The following is a 17,088-nucleotide window of genomic DNA, read 5'->3' as shown; positions in this document are numbered from 1 at the left end:
TACGTAGTATGCACATCCGCAACGGCGCTAAGCGCCCGTAGCTCAGCTGGATAGAGCGCTGCCCTCCGGAGGCAGAGGTCTCAGGTTCGAATCCTGTCGGGCGCACCATTAGGTTACGTGCGAGAGCTGCGGTGGTGAAGTTAACTTGCCGCGTTAAGAATTGGCTCGAAAGAGTCGGAGAGCATCGTAAGATGTCATCCAACGTTGTACAGTGGTGGCTATAGCTCAGTTGGTAGAGCCCTGGATTGTGATTCCAGTTGTCGTGGGTTCGAGTCCCATTAGCCACCCCAGATTTTGCTGGACATATGCGAAGGTGGCGGAATTGGTAGACGCGCTAGCTTCAGGTGTTAGTGTCTTAACGGACGTGAGGGTTCAAGTCCCTCTCTTCGCACCAGGCAGAATCAAGAAAAAGCAGTATATCGGCGAGTAGCGCAGCTTGGTAGCGCAACTGGTTTGGGACCAGTGGGTCGGAGGTTCGAATCCTCTCTCGCCGACCACATTTAAGAAGCCCGCTTGAAAAAGCGGGCTTTTTTACGTCTGTTGCCTGGGTAAATCCACGCTGCCGAATCAGAGCGCAGCCGTAAACAAATCTGCTTTAACGGCTTGACGACACTCGGCCCGCTCACTTTTCTTTCTCCTGCTAAATGCATCATGTTTGCCGTCAGACAGGCGCTTTTGATCACTGTCACCTTTTTCCACCGGGCTGTCGCTATGCGGTGACATTTATCCTGATGAAAAGTAAGCAGATTCTTATCTTTAAGTCAGGTTGTCGCGATCTTGCGACAGGTTGCATACGCGTTGGCGCTGAGCGCAGAGCAGTAATCGGCTTTTGCTCATTAAATAAGTGCTTAATTTACAGTGGGATGGCGATGATTTGTGAAAAACGTCGTGCTTTGGCACGGGCTATGCAAAGGTAAATGCGTAGATGCTCATTCCATTTGTTATGTACGTTTAACGACATAATCCCAGGAATGACGCAAAGCCATTCTGGTATCTGTTGTCCACAAGCCCGTGATGGGCTTACCGGACATTACGTTGAGTCTGATACCGTCCAGTTGTTTTATCGATCTGAACTTTACACCTGCTTATGCAGGTGTTTTTTTTGCGGTCATAAAAAAGCCGGGCGCTGGCCCGGCTTTGCATATTGTCACGCCAGCTGGCGCTATTTGTTGTTTTTAAGCGTCAGCAGCAAGCCATCACGGCGCATTTTTGCCGCTTCTTCAGGATGGTGCAAACGATCCAGCGCGTCAGCCAGCCAGGCATAATCATAGGCATCCGGGCGCTGCTTCAGCGCTTCACGAAATGTCTCGCTGGCCTGCTGCCATTCACCATGCTGCATTAACAGCTGACCGAGCGTGCTGTGCAGCAGCGGCGTCGCGCCGTGCTGCTTAATCTGCTGGCGCAGTGCTTTCTCCAGCTGCTCCGGATTGCCGCTCTTCAGGCGTGGCATCAACAGCACCAGTCGTTCATCATACTGGCGTTTCAGGCCGTCGAGCACGATTTGCTGAGCGGTATCGGGATCGTTACACTCGATTAGATGGTCAGCCATCGCCACCTGCAGAGCCGGTTCCTGACGCGTTTTACGGCTCAGGTTCTGCCACCATCGCTTGAGCCCGTCGCTGCCTTGCTCAGCCATGGCCTGATTCATCAGGCCCAGCCAGCCTTGTAGTTGCAATGCGGCGCGATGATTTTCATCACTGACCTGCGATTTCTCCATGGCGGGCAGAATATCCAGCAGTGCGGCCCATGCGCCGGTGCGCACATAAGCCTGCTCCGCCAGACGCAGCACTTCAGGATGACGCGGCGCCACTTCCAACAGACGATCGATGGTATGACGTGCCGCATGATCCTCATTGCGAGCCAGCTGAATGCGCGCGCGGGTAATTTCCAGTGGAATGGGGTCGTTTTCAGTTAGCTCGGCGGCACGTTCAAGATGCTGATTGGCACGTGCTTCATCGCCGCGCTGCTGTGCCGCTTCTGCCGCCAGCAGGTAGTTCACTACCGGCTGCTCGGCGTGATCGGCATTGCGTGAAAGCAGTTTCTCAACCTGTTTGTGGTCGCCTTCCGCCAGCTTCATCAGCGCAGACTGCGTCTGACGATGCGCGCGACGGCGCTTACGGCCCACAAACCAGCCACGGGTTTTAGCGCCGGTACGGAACAGACGACGCAGCAGCCATTCAAGTGCCAGAATAACCAGCAGCGCAACGATCAGGATAATGGCAAGACCGGTGACGCTGGTTTCAACATTCCAGTTATCGGTTTGAATCAACACATAGCCCTGATGGCCGGCGATCATCGGACCGACCACAATGCCCGCGATCAGCAGCAGGAACAGCACTAATACTTTAAGCATGCTTATTCTCCCTGCTGCGGCTGAGCGTTCGCTGGCATGGAAGGCTGCGCCAACAGGTTGCGCACGCGCGTCTGCATCAGTTTATCCAGCATCGGCTGGCTTTCCAGCGATTCCGGCACGTCCATTGATACGCTCTGTTGGCTCAGCTCATCAAGCTGCGCGAGAAACGCTTTGGTCGCCGCATCGTTGGTGTCGAACCAGGCACGCACCCAGGTGGAGACCGTATCGATAGACTGTTTGAAAATCTCATCCTGATGGCGCGGCACGGCCTGAGCGGCAATCAGCAGACGGGAACGAATGTTCTCACGCAGATAGACGTCCTGATTGGGCGCCAGCAGCGGCTGTGCGGTGTTATCGCGGCGACGGATGGTGATGAAATCATCCATGAAGTTGTGCCAGCTTTTAACCAGGTTTTGCCGCCATTCTCGCAGCGAGGTGGAGAGCTCATTGCTGTCGCTGTCCATCGGTGCATCGTCGCTGTCGTTATCGGCAAGACGCAAATTGTCCACGCCGTTAGAGAGCTGATTCAGTTTGAGAATCACCCCGTCATAATCGACCTGGCTAACCTCAGAAAGGCTGCTGATATCTTCAGTGAGTGCGCGACGAACGTCGATCAGGCTGGGATCATTCATATCAGCCAGGCTGGCGTCGGCGCTTTTCAGCAGCGCAGCAGCGGTGGTGACATCCTGATCGCTCCACAGTTTACGACCGGCGAGCTTCACCAGATAATCCGCCTGCGCCAGCAACCAGGTGCGCGCATCGTTACCAGAGATAGCAGCCACTTTTCCACGCAGCTCGTCCAGCTGTTTTGCAGTCGCGGCCTGTTGTTGCTGAGCGTTATCCAGCGCGGCAGTAGCGGCGGTGAGCTGTTGGCTCAGCTGCTGTTTATCCTGCTTCGCCTGCTGTTGCAGCGCGGTGAGCTGATCGTTCAGGCTCTGCGTCGCCGCTGCCTGCTGTTCAGACTGATGTTTAGCATTGAGGTAGAGTCCCGCGCCGATCGCCAGCGCAATGACAATTGCCACTGCACCCAGCGCCATGGCACCGTTTCTTCCTTTCTGCGGTGGCGTTGGCGAGCTGTTATTCGCTGTTTCAACCGCTGGGGTGGTCTCTTCAACCATGGCGGAGGAGTTTTTTTGTTCCGTCATTGTGGCACATCCCATCTATTAAGTTTGTTGTAACGCCCGCATCAGCGCGTCGTTATCGGCTCCATCGGCGACGGTGATTTCCCGCCAGCCGCATTCCCTGGCTAAAGTAGCCAAACGTTCACTGACGACGATGAGCCGACAGTGCAACAGCCATTCCTCGCGATCGATGGCGGGGAACAGGCTGTAAAGTTGTTGCAGCATTTCACCGCTGGTAACCACGATCGTATTGATGCCGCGATCGCGCCAGCGTCGGCCCTCAAGGGCGCCTTCGTAATATTTAGCGCAGCGCTGATAACATTCGCTGAGCGTGACCGTCGCACCGCGCTGCGCCAGCGTGTCCGCCAGCAGTTCGCGGCCACCGTTGCCGCGTAAAATCAGCGCGCGTTTGCCGGTTAGCCGATGCAGATCGCGGAACTGCAGCAGCGTTTCGCTGGTTTCCCGCTCGCGCGGATAGGCTGCGGCGTGGCCGCTGGCGGCGTGAAGCGCCAGCGCGCTGCTCCGGCCTATAGCATAGTAGTTTACTGTAGCGGGCCATGTGAAACCGGCCTGACGCAAATGCGCTGCCGCATAGTGAATGGCATGCTGCGACACGATAAACACCAGATCGTCGGGATGCAGCGCAGCAAGCTGCTGTGGCAGCAGCGCCAAATCCTGTCCGGGCGTGAATTCGATCAGCGGCAGGCTCCAGGCGACGCGTCCGGCACGTTGCAGCCGCTCAACCAGCGCTTCGGCGGCGGGGGAAGGGCGCGTCACCAGAATAGTCATCTCGGCGGCTGCCCCTGATAGACCTCGTACAGGATTTCCCGCGCGCCATTGCCTAATAACTCTTCTGCCAGTGAAATGCCCATGCTCTCGGCATCTTCGCGTGGTCCACGACGTTCGCCGCGCACCGTGACTTTGCCATCAGGCGAACCGACCAGTCCGCGCAGCCAGAGCTGATCGCCTTCCAGCACGGCATAGCTGCCAATCGGCACCTGACAGCCGCCTTCGAGACGGGTATTCATTGCGCGCTCTGCTTTTATACGTGTCGCGGTATCGTCATGATTCAGCGCCGCCAACAGCATAATGGTTTCGCTGTCATCGAGACGGCATTCAATTCCCACCGCGCCTTGCCCAACCGCAGGCAGGGATTCTTCTGCTGGCATCGCGTGGCGAATGCGGCTTTCCAGCCCGAGGCGTTTTAAACCGGCGCAGGCAAGAATAATCGCATCATATTCGCCAGCATCGAGTTTGGAGAGCCGCGTGCCGACGTTGCCACGCAGTGAGCGAATCACCAAATCGGGACGACGGGCGCTGAGCTGGCACTGACGGCGTAAGCTGGAGGTGCCAACCACGGCACCGGCTGGTAACGCGTCGACGGTGTCATAATTGAGAGAAACAAAAGCATCAAGCGGATCTTCACGCTCGCAAATCGTCACTAAACCAAGGCCAGGCGGAAAGCCCACCGGCACATCTTTCATGGAATGCACCGCGATATCGGCGCGGTTCTCCAGCATCGCCAGTTCCAGTTCTTTTACGAACAGGCCTTTGCCGCCCACTTTTGCCAGTGGCGTATCAAGAATAATGTCACCGCGCGTCACCATCGGCACAAGCTCCACGCGCAGGCCGGGATGGCACGCCATGAGCCGTTGTTGCACATACTGTGCTTGCCATAAAGCCAGAGGACTTTGTCTGGTAGCAATTCTTAAAATTTTGTCTAACATGCTGGTTACCGTTTTGATCGTTCACCGATTATCCTATCATTGATACAGCATTGCTGACAGTTTCCACGCGGTCAAAAAGCCTCGCGAAACGGCTGAAAGCGATGTGAAAAAAGGGCGGACCGCAAAAGAGAGTCAACTGTTGTGTAGTGCAACTTTCTTTACGGTCAATCTGACTGGTGTTAGATTGATCACGTTTCCAGCAATAATTTGCTCAACAATGTTTAAATCAAGCAGCAAATTTCGGAAACGGGGTTTTTTGTCAGCACTGTTATAATCAGGCGAATCGTCTTGTACCTCTACATTGAGACACTGAAACAGAGATTGGATGCCATTAACCAGCTGCGTGTTGACCGCGCTCTGGCTGCGATGGGCCCTGCTTTCCAGCAGGTATACAGTCTGCTGCCAACCTTATTACATTATCATCACCCTTTGATGCCCGGTTACCTTGAAGGTAACGTTCCACACGGCATCAGTTTCTACACGCCTGATGAAAACCAACAAAAATGGCTGCGCGAGCTGACGCCAGACGCGCAAGATGCCAACAAGCCGGGCGAAATGCCCATTACCGGCGTGTATTCCATGGGCAGTACCTCGTCTGTTGGTCAGAATGGCACCTCCGATCTCGATATCTGGGTCTGCCATCAATCCTGGCTGGATAACAATGAACGGCTTGCCCTGCAGAAAAAGTGCAACCAGCTACAAAAGTGGTGCGTTTCCATGGGCGTGGAAGCGAGCTTTTTCCTGATTGATGAAAACCGGTTCCGCCATAATGAAAGCGGCAGCTTAGGCAGTGAAGATTGCGGTTCCACGCAACATATCCTGCTGCTGGATGAGTTCTATCGCACCGCGGTGCGCATGGCGGGCAAACGTATTCTGTGGAATATGGTGCCGGGTGAAGAAGAGTCACATTACGACGACTATGTGATGACGCTCTATTCTCAGGGCGTGCTGACACCTAATGAATGGCTTGATCTTGGCGGCCTCGGCACGCTCTCGGCGGAAGAGTATTTTGGTGCCAGCCTGTGGCAGCTCTATAAAAGCATCGATTCGCCTTATAAAGCCGTGCTGAAAACGCTGCTGCTGGAAGCCTATTCCTGGGAATACCCCAATACTCAGCTGCTGGCGATGGATATCAAACAGCGGCTACATGATGGCGAAATCGTCTCTTTCGGCCTTGATGCCTATTGCATGATGCTGGAGCGCGTGACCCATTATCTCACCAGCATTGACGATCATGCGCGGCTGGATCTGGTGCGTCGCTGTTTCTATCTGAAAGTGTGTGAAAAGCTCACCGAAGCGCAGCCAGGTCGCAACGGCTGGCGCCGCGAAATTCTGACCCAGCTGATTAAAGAGTGGGGCTGGGACGACGCGCGTCTGCAGATGCTGGATAACCGCGCCGAGTGGAAAATTGAGCAGGTACGCGAAGCCCATAACGAACTGTTGGATGCGATGATGCAAAGCTATCGCAACCTGATTCGCTTTGCCCGCCGTAACAACTTAAGCGTCAGCGCCAGCCCGCAGGATATCGGCGTGCTGACGCGTAAGCTGTACGCCGCCTTTGAGGCGCTGCCGGGCAAGGTGACACTGCTAAACCCGCAGATTTCGCCGGATCTCTCCGAGCCGCATCTGACCTTTATTCATGTGCCGGTTGGCCGCGCCAATCGTTCTGGCTGGTATCTTTATAACCAGGCACCGGACATGGATTCGATCATCAGCCATCAGCCACTGGAATTTAACCGTTACCTGAACAAGCTGGTGGCCTGGGCGTGGTTCAACGGGCTGTTGACCGCGCAGACGCGCATCCATATCAAAGGCAACGACGTGTGCGATCTGCCGCGACTGCAGGAACTGGTGGCCGATGTGTCACACCATTTCCCGCTGCGCTTGCCATCACCGACACCAAAAGCGCTCTACAGCCCGTGCGAAATTCGTCATCTGGCGATTATCGTCAACCTTGAATACGATCCAACCTCGGCGTTTCGTAATCAGGTGGTGCATTTTGATTTCCGCAAGCTGGATGTCTTTAGCTTTGGCCAGCAGCAACAGTGCCTGATCGGCAGCATCGATTTGCTCTATCGCAACTCGTGGAATGAGGTGCGCACGCTGCATTTTAACGGCGAGCAGGCGATGATCGAAGCGCTGAAAACCATTCTCGGCAAAATGCATCAGGATGCGGCGCCGCCTGACGAAGTGGATGTGTTCTGCTACAGCCAGCATCTGCGTGGCCTGATCAAAACGCGCGTGCAGCAGCTGGTTTCAGAATGTATCGACCTGCGTCTCTCGAGCACGCGACAGGAGCCGGGACGTTTCAAAGCGCTGCGCGTAGCCGGCCAGACCTGGGGCCTGTTCTTCGAGCGGCTGAGCGTGTCGGTGCAGAAGCTGGAAAATGCGGTAGAGTTTTACGGCGCGATTTCGAATAACAAGCTGCACGGTTTGTCGATTAAGGTGGATGCCGATCAGACGCGGCTGCCTGCTGTGGTCAATGGCTACGCCAGCGAAGGCATCATTCAGTTCTTCTTTGAAGACACGCAGAATGATCGCGGCTTCAATATCTACATTCTGGATGAGAGCAACCGCGTAGAAATCTATCATCATTGCGAAGGCAGCAAAGAGGAACTGGTGCGCGACGTCAGCCGTTTCTACTCCTCTTCGCACGATCGCTTTACCTACGGCTCCAGCTTCATCAATTTTAACCTGCCGCAGTTCTATCAAATTGTGCACATTGACGATCGTCTGCAGGTGATTCCGTTTCGTAGCCAAACCCTGACCCAGATCTGCGCGACAACGCCCGATAACAGCAGCAACGATTACCATCAGCCGCGTTATCATATGCACTAAGTGCTGCTGCTTAGGCAGCGGCACTGAACGCACTGGCCTGTCGCCCTGACCGGTCAGCATCGGTAACGATTTCCTGTTGCTTTCTCCTTTTCACCTGCGATGATAAGCAACATAAACCGCCTGAATATGAGCAAACGCAGAATGAACAAAGTGATAGGCCAGCTGGTTCTGGCGCTGGCATTAGTGAGCCTGACGGGCTGTGGATTAAAAGGTCCGCTCTACTTTCCGCCATCAGAACAGCCCAAAGCGCCGCAGCCACCCTTAACGAAACAGACCACGCCAGGCAGCACCGTGCAGAAAAATAACGATGCCGACAGCCTGAAATCCTCCACCTCAGGCACCCAGGCAAACTAATCGATCATGGCGCATCCGGCGGAGCAGAAAATGCAGTTCTCAAAAATGCACGGCCTCGGAAACGACTTTATGGTCGTTGATGCCGTGACGCAAAACGTCTATTTCTCGCCGGAGCTGATTCGCCGCCTGGCGGATCGTCATCATGGCGTGGGATTCGATCAGCTTCTGATCGTTGAGCCACCTTACGATCCGGATCTCGACTTTCATTACCGTATTTTCAACGCCGATGGCAGCGAAGTGGCGCAGTGCGGCAACGGCGCGCGCTGCTTTGCCCGCTTTGTCCGCCTGAAAGGGCTGACCAATAAAAACGAAATTCGTGTCAGTACGCAAACCGGCCGCATGGTGCTGAGCGTCACGCAGGATGAGCTGGTGCGCGTCAACATGGGCGAGCCCAATTTTGAGCCGTCGCTGGTGCCGTTCCGCGCCAACAAAGCAGAAAGCATTTACCTGATGCGCGCCGCGGAACAGACCGTGATGTGCGGCGTGGTATCGATGGGCAATCCGCACTGCGTGATTCAGGTGGAGAGTGTTATCACCGCCGCGGTGGAGAGCCTCGGTCCGGTGCTGGAAAGCCACGATCGTTTTCCTGAACGAGTAAACGTCGGCTTTATGGAAGTGGTCAGCCGCGAGCACATTCGCCTGCGCGTTTATGAGCGCGGTGCCGGTGAAACCCAGGCGTGCGGCAGCGGTGCCTGTGCGGCGGTAGCGGTCGGCATTCAGCAACTGCTGCTGGCCGAGCAGGTGCGCGTCGATTTACCCGGCGGCAGCCTGAATATCGCCTGGAAAGGGCCGGGCACGCCGCTCTATATGACCGGCCCGGCAACGCACGTTTATGATGGATTGATTCACTTATGAAACAGGTTGGCGAACAGGCTGCAGGCGACACGCTGCTCAATGATGACAGCGTCAGTGATTTCTTGCGCCAGAACCCCGATTTCTTTATTCGTAACGCTCGTCAGGTTGAGCAGATGGCGGTGCCGCATGCGGTGCGCGGTAGCGTGTCGCTGGTTGAGTGGCATATGTCCCGCCAGCGCAATCACATCGCCCGCCTGGAAGAGGAAATTACCCTGTTGATGGAGCAGGCCACCGCCAACCATCAACTGTTTGATCGTCTGCTGGCGCTGCAAAATCACCTGGCCGCCGCGTCGTCGCTGATGGACATGTTAAACCGTCTGCAGCGCTGGGCGCGCGAACTTGGCCTGGCGGGCGCGAATATTCGCTTGTTCAGCGATAAATGGCGCATTGGCGCACCGTCTGATTTCACTCAGCTGGCGCTGTCGCGGCCCGCCTTCGAACCAGTGCGTATTCAGCGCCTTGGCAAAGAGCAGCACTATCTCGGCAGCCTGAATGGCCCGGAACTGCTGCTGCTGTTGCCGCAGGCCAAAGCGATTGGCTCGGTCGCGATGTCAATGATGGGCGAATCGGGCAACCTTGGCGTGGTGATCTTCAGCAGCCGCGACACGCAGCATTATCAGCCCGGCATGGGCACGCTGTTATTGCAGCATCTGGCGACCATGCTGCCAGGCCTGGTGGAACGCTGGATTGAACGCGCATGACCTCCCCTCTGCAACCCGCCGTTGATGCCTTTCTGCGTTATCTGAAGGTGGAGCGGCAACTCAGTCCGCTGACGCTGAAAAGCTATACGCATCAGCTGAGTGCGCTGATTGTGCTCGCCGATGAGATGCAGATCCGCGACTGGGCGACGCTGGAACCGGCGCAGGTGCGTTCACTGGCGGCGCGCAGCCGCCGTGCCGATCTGCAACCGGCCAGCCTGGCGTTGCGACTGTCGGCGCTCCGCAGTTTTCTTGACTGGCAGGTGAGCCAGGGCGCACTGAAAGCGAACCCGGCGAAAGGCATCGCCACGCCGCGCGCGCCGCGCCATTTGCCAAAAAATATCGATGTCGATGAGGTCAACCAACTGCTGGATATTGACCTTAACGATCCGCTGGCGGTACGCGATCGCGCCATGCTGGAAGTGATGTACGGTGCCGGACTGCGTCTGTCCGAACTGGTCAACATGGATTGCCGCCATCTCGATCTCACCACGGGCGAAGTTTGGGTGGTGGGTAAAGGCAGCAAGGAGCGGCGGCTGCCGATTGGCAGAATGGCGGTGCAGTGGATTGAACACTGGCTGGTGCTGCGCGACGTGTTTGCGCCACAGGACGACGCGGTGTTTTTGTCGAGCCAGGGAAAACGGATTTCGGTACGCAACGTGCAGAAGCGTTTTGCCGAGTGGGGCGTCAAACAGGGCGTGACCAGTCATATTCATCCGCACAAGCTGCGCCACTCGTTTGCCACGCACATGCTGGAATCCAGCGGCGATCTGCGCGCGGTGCAGGAGCTGCTGGGACACGCGAATCTCTCCACCACGCAAATTTATACCCATCTCGACTTTCAACATCTGGCGTCGGTCTACGATGCTGCTCATCCCCGTGCGAAACGAGGAAAATCGTAATGCATTTTTATCGCCCGCTGCGTCCCGTTAAAGCCATGACCTTCGATCTTGACGATACGCTCTATGACAACCTGCCGGTGATCCGCAAAACCGCACTGGAATCCCATGCGTTTTTGCAGGGATTCCATCCCAGCCTGCGCGACTTCAGCGTTGATGCCTATCAACAGGTACGCGATCGGCTGTGTGAGCAGGAGCCCGATATCTGGCACGATGTGACCGAATGGCGCCGTCGCTCGGTGGAGTTAGCGATGCTGGAGGCGGGATTGACCGCCGAGCAGGCGCGCGAAGGTGCCACGCGGACCATGGCGGTGTTTGCCCACTGGCGCAGCAAAATCGAGGTGTCAGCGGAGACGCACAGTACGCTGGCGGCGCTGGCTGAACGCATGCCGCTGGTGGCCATCACCAACGGCAACGCCGAGCCGCACCTGTTCGGGCTTGATCGCTATTTTCAGTTTACACTGCGCGCCGGTCCCGATGGCCGTGCGAAACCGTTCGAGGATATGTATCATCTGGCCGCTGAGCGGCTGGCGATTGCGCCGGAAAATATTCTGCACGTCGGCGATGATCTCACCACCGACGTTGCCGGTTCGCTGCGCTGCGGGCTGCAAGCCTGCTGGATCAACCTGCGCGGCGGCGACCTGATGCACATCGCTGATGCACGGCTGCTTCCTCATCTGGAAATTACCCGCCTGGCATCGCTGACCGCCTTAATGTAATATCCTGTTTAAATATCCAGTGAATCAACGGTGCTTATGGACGTTTCTGACCTGCTCGACAGTTTGAATGACAAACAACGCGACGCCGTCGCGGCGCCACGCAGCAACCTGCTGGTGCTGGCGGGCGCGGGCAGCGGCAAAACGCGCGTGTTGGTTCACCGCATCGCCTGGCTTCTGGCGGTAGAGAACTGCTCGCCTTATTCCATTATGGCAGTGACCTTTACCAACAAAGCCGCGGCAGAGATGCGCCACCGTATTGAACAGCTGATTGGCACCAGTCAGGGCGGCATGTGGATCGGCACCTTTCACGGCCTGGCGCACCGGCTGCTGCGCGCGCATCACCTTGATGCCCGCCTGCCGCAGGATTTTCAGATCCTCGACAGCGAAGATCAGCTGCGGCTGCTGAAGCGACTGATCAAAGCGATGAACCTGGATGATAAACAGTGGCCAGCGCGTCAGGCGATGTGGTACATCAACGGCAAAAAAGATGAGGGCCTACGGCCTGCACACATTGAAAGCTACGGCAATCCGGTTGAACAAACTTGGCTGAAGGTGTATCAGGCCTATCAGGAAGCGTGCGATCGCGCGGGCCTGGTCGATTTCGCCGAGCTGCTGCTGCGCGCGCATGAACTGTGGCTGAACAAGCCGCACATTCTCAATCACTATCGCGAGCGTTTCACTAATATCCTGGTGGATGAGTTTCAGGATACCAACAACATACAGTATGCGTGGATTCGCATGCTGGCGGGCGAAACCAACAAGGTGATCATCGTAGGCGATGACGATCAGTCAATTTATGGCTGGCGTGGCGCGCAGGTTGAGAATATCCAGCGTTTCCTCAATGATTTTCCCGGTGCGGAAACCATCCGCCTGGAACAGAACTATCGCTCAACCAATAACATTCTACGCGCGGCTAACACCCTGATCGCCAACAACAACGGTCGTTTGGGTAAAGAGCTGTGGACCGAAGATGGCGACGGCGAAAAGATCTCCATCTATTGCGCCTTCAATGAACTGGATGAGGCGCGCTTTGTCGTCAATCGCATCAAAGCCTGGAATGAACAGGGCGGTGCGCTCAGCGACTGCGCTATTCTCTACCGCAGCAACGCCCAGTCACGCGTGCTGGAAGAAGCGCTGCTGCAAACCAGCCTGCCGTATCGCATTTATGGCGGTATGCGCTTCTTCGAACGTCAGGAGATCAAAGATGCGCTGGCTTATCTGCGCCTGATCGCCAACCGCAATGATGATGCGGCATTTGAACGCGTGGTGAACACGCCTACGCGCGGCATCGGCGATCGTACGCTGGACGTGGTGCGACAGACATCACGCGAACGGCAGCTCACGCTGTGGCAAACCGCGCGCGAACTGCTGCAGGAAAAAGCGCTGGCCGGTCGCGCCGCTTCAGCACTGCAACGCTTTACCGAACTGATCGACTCGCTGGCGCAGGAGACGGCCGAAATGCCGCTGCATGTGCAAACCGATCGGGTAATGAAAGACTCCGGCCTGTGGCAGATGTATGAGCAGGAAAAAGGCGAGAAAGGTCAGACGCGCATCGAGAACATGGAAGAGCTGGTTAACGCCACGCGTCAGTACAGCTATCAGGACGAAGATGAAGATCTGATGCCGCTGCAGGCATTTTTGTCGCATGCCGCCCTGGAAGCGGGCGAAGGTCAGGCGGACAAATGGCAGGACGCTGCGCAGCTGATGACCATGCACTCGGCGAAAGGGTTGGAGTTCAGTCAGGTGTTTATCGTCGGCATGGAAGAGGGTATGTTTCCCAGCCAGATGTCGCTGGATGAGAGCGGTCGTCTTGAAGAGGAGCGTCGTCTTGCCTACGTTGGCGTGACGCGTGCCATGCAGAAACTGACCCTGACCTACGCAGAAACCCGGCGCCTTTATGGTAAGGAAGTGTATCACCGGCCGTCGCGGTTTATTTCCGAGCTGCCGGAATCCTGCATCGAAGAAGTCCGTCTGCGCGCCAGCGTCAGCCGCCCGGTAAGCCATGCCCGCTCCGGTGCGCCAGTCACGCAAAACAGCAGCGGCTTTACGCTGGGCCAGCGCGTGCGGCACGCCAAGTTTGGTGAAGGTACCGTGGTGAATCTTGAAGGCAGCGGCGATCATAGTCGTGTTCAGGTCGCCTTTAACGGTCAGGGAATCAAATGGTTAGTAGCCGCTTATGCCCGACTGGAAGCGGTCTGAATAGTAGCCTAACGGTAACTTGACGCCTTTTTCGTCTCAGCGTAACATGCGCCCACTACAATCCTGAGAGGACATACGCCTTGGACGCACCCAGTCGATACTGGCTCATTAACCTGTTACGCAGGTACAACGCCTAAGGCTATCCTCTTTTGCTGATAGCCTTCGTGGTTGTCAGCGACCGCTCCATTCCCGTCGCTTGAGCTAGTACCCACTCTTTTTTATACGGTATTTCCGTGTCCAGGTATTCGTTTTGTTCCTGTTTGCGCGCACAACAGTGCGCCAGCGGGCAACATTGCCATGTCCCATAAAAGACCGCAATTGGGAGTCATACTGCTATGCTGAGCGCATTTAAACTGGATGAAAGCCGCCTCACTCGTCTTGAGCTGGAAGAGACCGAAGATCGGCTGACCTCGTCTGTCTGGGTCGATCTGATCGAGCCCGAAGAGAGCGAGCGTGACCGCGTTCATACCGAGCTGGGACAGAATCTGGCAACGCGGCCGGAACTTGAGGACATCGAAGCATCCGCCCGTTTCTTCGAAGATGAAGATGGCCTGCACATTCACTCATTTTTCTTCTATGAAGACGCCAAAGATCACGCCGGTAACGCCACCGTGGCATTTACCATCCGCGATGGCCGCCTCTATACGCTGCGCGAACGTGAACTGCCCGCTTTCCGGCTTTACCGCATGCGTGCGCGCAGTCAGACGATGATTGACGGCAACGCCTACGAACTGCTGCTCGATCTGTTTGAAACCAAAATCGAGCAGCTGGCGGATGAGATTGAGAACATCTACAGCGATCTGGAAAAGCTGAGCCGGGTGATCATGGAAGGCCAGCAGGGCGACGATTTCGATCGTGCGCTGTCAACGCTGGCGGAGCTGGAAGATATCGGCTGGAAAGTGCGTTTGTGCCTGATGGATACCCAGCGTGCGCTGAATTTCCTCGTGCGTAAAGCGCGCCTGCCGGGCAATCAGCTGGAGCAGGCGCGTGAAATCCTGCGCGATATCGAATCCCTGCTGCCGCACAACGAATCGCTGTTTCAGAAGGTGAACTTTCTGATGCAGGCGGCGATGGGCTTCATCAATATCGAACAGAACCGCATCATCAAAATCTTCTCGGTGGTGTCGGTGGTGTTCCTGCCGCCTACGCTGGTCGCGTCCAGCTACGGAATGAACTTTGAGTTTATGCCGGAGCTGAAGTGGAGCTTTGGCTATCCAGCGGCGATCTGCCTGATGATGCTCGCGGGTCTGGCGCCTTATCTCTACTTTAAACGTAAGAACTGGTTATGATTTTTCGGGCTGCCTGCGGGCGGCCCGAATTGTTTCTGGCATCCCCTGCGCAATCGGCGTAACCTTTAACCTCTTATTTTCTCACTGAATACTTCACCTTATGCAACGGCTTTCTGTTCCGTTACAGTGGGTGCTGCTGCTCGCAGCCTCGCTTACGCTTGGCGTAATCCTGCAACTGTTTCATGTTCCGGCAGCGCTGCTGCTCGGCCCAATGATTGTTGGCGTGATCATGGGACTGAGCGGGGCGACGCTGCGCATTCATAAACACTTCTTTGTCATTGCGCAGGCGATTTTGGGCTGCATGATTGCGCAAAGCTTGTCGCCCTCCATTCTGACTCCGCTGTTGCAGGACTGGCCGATCGTGCTGGCGGTGCTGCTAATGACGCTGGCGGCCAGCGCATTTTCTGGCTTTTTGCTGGTGCGTTTCAGCGATATGCCCGGTGCGACCGGCGCATGGGGCTCCTCTCCTGGCGGTGCTTCAGCCATGGTGGTCATGGCGGCCGATTACGGCGCCGATGTTCGGCTGGTAGCCTTTATGCAATATCTGCGCGTGCTGTTTGTGGCGACCGCCGCCGCGGTTGTGGCACGCATCGGTTTGGGTGATGCGGCACAGCAGGCGACTTCGCCAGTGTGGTTTCCGGCGCTGCACGGCGGTTTTGCCGCCACGCTCGGTATCATGCTGGTGGGGGCCTGGCTGGGACAGCGGTTTCGCATTCCTGCCGGCGCGCTGCTGGTACCGGCGCTGATTGGCGCCACCTTTCACTCCAGCGGCACCTTAACTTTGCAGGTGCCGGAATGGCTGCTGGCGCTGGCTTACGCCCTGATTGGCTGGAGTGTAGGTCTGCGTTTCACCCGACCGATTTTCCAGCTGGCGCTGCGTACGCTGCCGCAGATGCTGTTGTCGATTCTTGGCCTGATGCTGTTGTGTGCGGGTATGGCGTGGATGTTAACGCGGGTGCTCAACGTGGATTTGCTGACCGCCTATCTGGCAACCAGCCCTGGCGGGCTGGATACCGTGGCGATCATCGCGGCGGGCAGCAAGGTGGATATGGCTTTTGTAATGGCGATGCAAACCTTACGGCTGTTCACTATCCTGTTTGCCGGGCCGGCTATCGCGCGTTTTATCTCAGGCTTTGCGCGCGCGACGTAGGTTACGCAGCGCGTCAAAGATAAACAGCGCCAGCGCCAGCCAGATAAAGCCGAAAGTGACGACTTTATCCTGCGTCAGCTGCTCGCCGTAGAACAGCACCGCCAGCAGGAACATCAGCGTTGGACCAAGATACTGAAAGAAGCCCACCGTTGAGAGACGCAGTCGGGTACAGGCCGCCGCAAACAGCATCAGCGGAATGGTGGTAATGATGCCCGCGGCAATTAGCAGCAGATTCAGGCTGGCCGCATTATCGCCCAGATGGCTGGTACTGCTGTCGGCGATGCCAAACAGATAAAGCGATGCCATTGGCAGCAACCATAACGTCTCAATCAGCATGCCGGTTTGCGCATCCACCGCTATCTTCTTGCGCAGCAAACCATAAAACGAAAAGCTCAGCGCCAGGCCCAGCGCGATGATCGGCACCGAACCAAATTTCCATAGCTGCACCATCACGCCGCAGGCTGCCAGCCCCACCGCCAGCCATTGCAAACGGCGGAAACGCTCACCGAGAAACAGCATGCCCACCACCACATTCAGCAGCGGATTGATAAAGTAACCGAGGCTCGCTTCCAGCATATGATGGTTATTGACCGACCAGATAAACAGCAGCCAGTTGCCACCGATGGTCACCGCTGAAATCGCCAGCAGCAGGACTTTTATCGGCTGACGAACGATAGCGCGCACCTGCGGCCAGCTTCGGCTGGCACTGATCAGCAGCAGCATAAACAGCGCTGACCAGATTACGCGGTGGGTCATGATCTCGGCAGGCGGCACCTGCTGTAAGAGCTTGAAATAGATCGGCGCGATGCCCCAGATAAAGTAGGCACCAAGGGCAAAGAAGATGCCCTGTCGCGTTTGTTGCGCATCCATGATGTGTAACCCGTGG

The 17,088-nt window shown here is 56.5% G+C and carries 14 protein-coding genes and 4 tRNA genes; 13 read left to right on the top strand and 5 right to left on the bottom strand.

The genetic code is table 11. The features are described from left to right. The first annotated feature begins 31 nt into the window (after positions 1 to 31). The 4 genes from ACJY2L_RS14650 to ACJY2L_RS14635 all read left to right on the top strand — a co-directional run bounded on the left by ACJY2L_RS14650 (position 32) and on the right by ACJY2L_RS14635 (position 497). Positions 32 to 108 (top strand) — tRNA-Arg (locus ACJY2L_RS14650). 106 nt (positions 109 to 214) lie between these two features. Beyond that, positions 215 to 290: transfer RNA gene (locus tag ACJY2L_RS14645), tRNA-His, on the top strand. Between the two features lie 17 nt (positions 291 to 307). Next, positions 308 to 394 (top strand) — tRNA-Leu (locus ACJY2L_RS14640). A gap of 26 nt (positions 395 to 420) precedes the next feature. Further along, positions 421 to 497, top strand: a tRNA-Pro gene (locus tag ACJY2L_RS14635). A 665-nt stretch (positions 498 to 1,162) separates the two neighbouring features. On the opposite strand, the gene hemY is transcribed toward ACJY2L_RS14635, so the two are convergent. The 4 genes from hemY to hemC are packed head-to-tail and all read right to left on the bottom strand — an operon-like array spanning position 1,163 to position 5,201. Continuing rightward, complete coding sequence (gene hemY, locus ACJY2L_RS14630) at positions 1,163 to 2,353, bottom strand: protoheme IX biogenesis protein HemY (protein WP_439214005.1); 1,191 nt, start codon at positions 2,351 to 2,353, stop codon at positions 1,163 to 1,165. A gap of 2 nt (positions 2,354 to 2,355) precedes the next feature. After that, a complete protein-coding gene (hemX, locus tag ACJY2L_RS14625; protein ID WP_439214006.1) occupies positions 2,356 to 3,498 on the bottom strand; it encodes a uroporphyrinogen-III C-methyltransferase in 1,143 nt (380 codons plus the stop codon). Between the two features lie 18 nt (positions 3,499 to 3,516). Continuing rightward, positions 3,517 to 4,263 (bottom strand): uroporphyrinogen-III synthase, encoded by a 747-nt coding sequence (hemD, locus tag ACJY2L_RS14620; protein WP_439214007.1) that lies wholly within the window; start codon positions 4,261 to 4,263, stop codon positions 3,517 to 3,519. Further along, on the bottom strand, positions 4,260 to 5,201 hold the full coding sequence (gene hemC, locus ACJY2L_RS14615) for a hydroxymethylbilane synthase (protein ID WP_439214008.1): 942 nt from the start codon (positions 5,199 to 5,201) through the stop codon (positions 4,260 to 4,262). Before hemC ends, hemD begins: the two co-directional genes overlap by 4 nt. A gap of 288 nt (positions 5,202 to 5,489) precedes the next feature. Here hemC and ACJY2L_RS14610 point away from each other — a divergent pair, with 288 nt between their 5' ends. From ACJY2L_RS14610 to ACJY2L_RS14570, 9 genes are all read left to right on the top strand, one after another. Continuing rightward, entirely contained in the window at positions 5,490 to 8,039 is a 2,550-nt protein-coding gene (locus ACJY2L_RS14610) for a class I adenylate cyclase (RefSeq protein WP_067434604.1), read from the top strand. 141 nt (positions 8,040 to 8,180) lie between these two features. Beyond that, entirely contained in the window at positions 8,181 to 8,393 is a 213-nt protein-coding gene (gene lptM, locus ACJY2L_RS14605; protein ID WP_067434601.1) for an LPS translocon maturation chaperone LptM, read from the top strand. Positions 8,394 to 8,423: 30 nt separating this feature from the next. Then, positions 8,424 to 9,248, top strand: a complete 825-nt coding sequence (gene dapF, locus ACJY2L_RS14600) for a diaminopimelate epimerase (RefSeq protein WP_209501093.1) — start codon at positions 8,424 to 8,426, stop codon at positions 9,246 to 9,248. Beyond that, positions 9,245 to 9,949: a DUF484 domain-containing protein gene (locus tag ACJY2L_RS14595; RefSeq protein ID WP_439214009.1), complete on the top strand. Its 705-nt coding sequence runs from the start codon at positions 9,245 to 9,247 to the stop codon at positions 9,947 to 9,949. Before dapF ends, ACJY2L_RS14595 begins: the two co-directional genes overlap by 4 nt. Continuing rightward, positions 9,946 to 10,848 (top strand): tyrosine recombinase XerC, encoded by a 903-nt coding sequence (gene xerC / locus ACJY2L_RS14590; protein WP_187486616.1) that lies wholly within the window; start codon positions 9,946 to 9,948, stop codon positions 10,846 to 10,848. Before ACJY2L_RS14595 ends, xerC begins: the two co-directional genes overlap by 4 nt. Beyond that, on the top strand, positions 10,848 to 11,564 hold the full coding sequence (gene yigB / locus ACJY2L_RS14585) for a 5-amino-6-(5-phospho-D-ribitylamino)uracil phosphatase YigB (RefSeq protein WP_439214010.1): 717 nt from the start codon (positions 10,848 to 10,850) through the stop codon (positions 11,562 to 11,564). Before xerC ends, yigB begins: the two co-directional genes overlap by 1 nt. Positions 11,565 to 11,600: 36 nt before the next feature. Then, positions 11,601 to 13,763: a DNA helicase II gene (uvrD, locus tag ACJY2L_RS14580; RefSeq protein WP_187488340.1), complete on the top strand. Its 2,163-nt coding sequence runs from the start codon at positions 11,601 to 11,603 to the stop codon at positions 13,761 to 13,763. A gap of 335 nt (positions 13,764 to 14,098) precedes the next feature. Continuing rightward, the gene (gene corA, locus ACJY2L_RS14575) at positions 14,099 to 15,052 is read left to right on the top strand and encodes a magnesium/cobalt transporter CorA (RefSeq protein WP_439214011.1); all 954 of its coding nucleotides are present in this window, start codon (positions 14,099 to 14,101) and stop codon (positions 15,050 to 15,052) included. A gap of 100 nt (positions 15,053 to 15,152) precedes the next feature. Further along, entirely contained in the window at positions 15,153 to 16,202 is a 1,050-nt protein-coding gene (locus ACJY2L_RS14570; protein WP_439214012.1) for an AbrB family transcriptional regulator, read from the top strand. Here the strand turns inward: ACJY2L_RS14570 and rarD are convergent. Next, positions 16,179 to 17,072 (bottom strand): EamA family transporter RarD, encoded by an 894-nt coding sequence (gene rarD, locus ACJY2L_RS14565; protein WP_439214013.1) that lies wholly within the window; start codon positions 17,070 to 17,072, stop codon positions 16,179 to 16,181. The genes ACJY2L_RS14570 and rarD overlap by 24 nt on opposite strands. Positions 17,073 to 17,088 lie beyond the last annotated feature (16 nt).

The sequence above is a fragment of the Duffyella sp. Ts4 genome (assembly GCF_051851875.1).
Taxonomy (GTDB): Bacteria; Pseudomonadota; Gammaproteobacteria; order Enterobacterales; family Enterobacteriaceae; genus Duffyella; species Duffyella gerundensis.
Note: the sequence above shows the minus strand (reverse complement) of the source record. Positions and strands in the feature narration are given on the sequence as shown.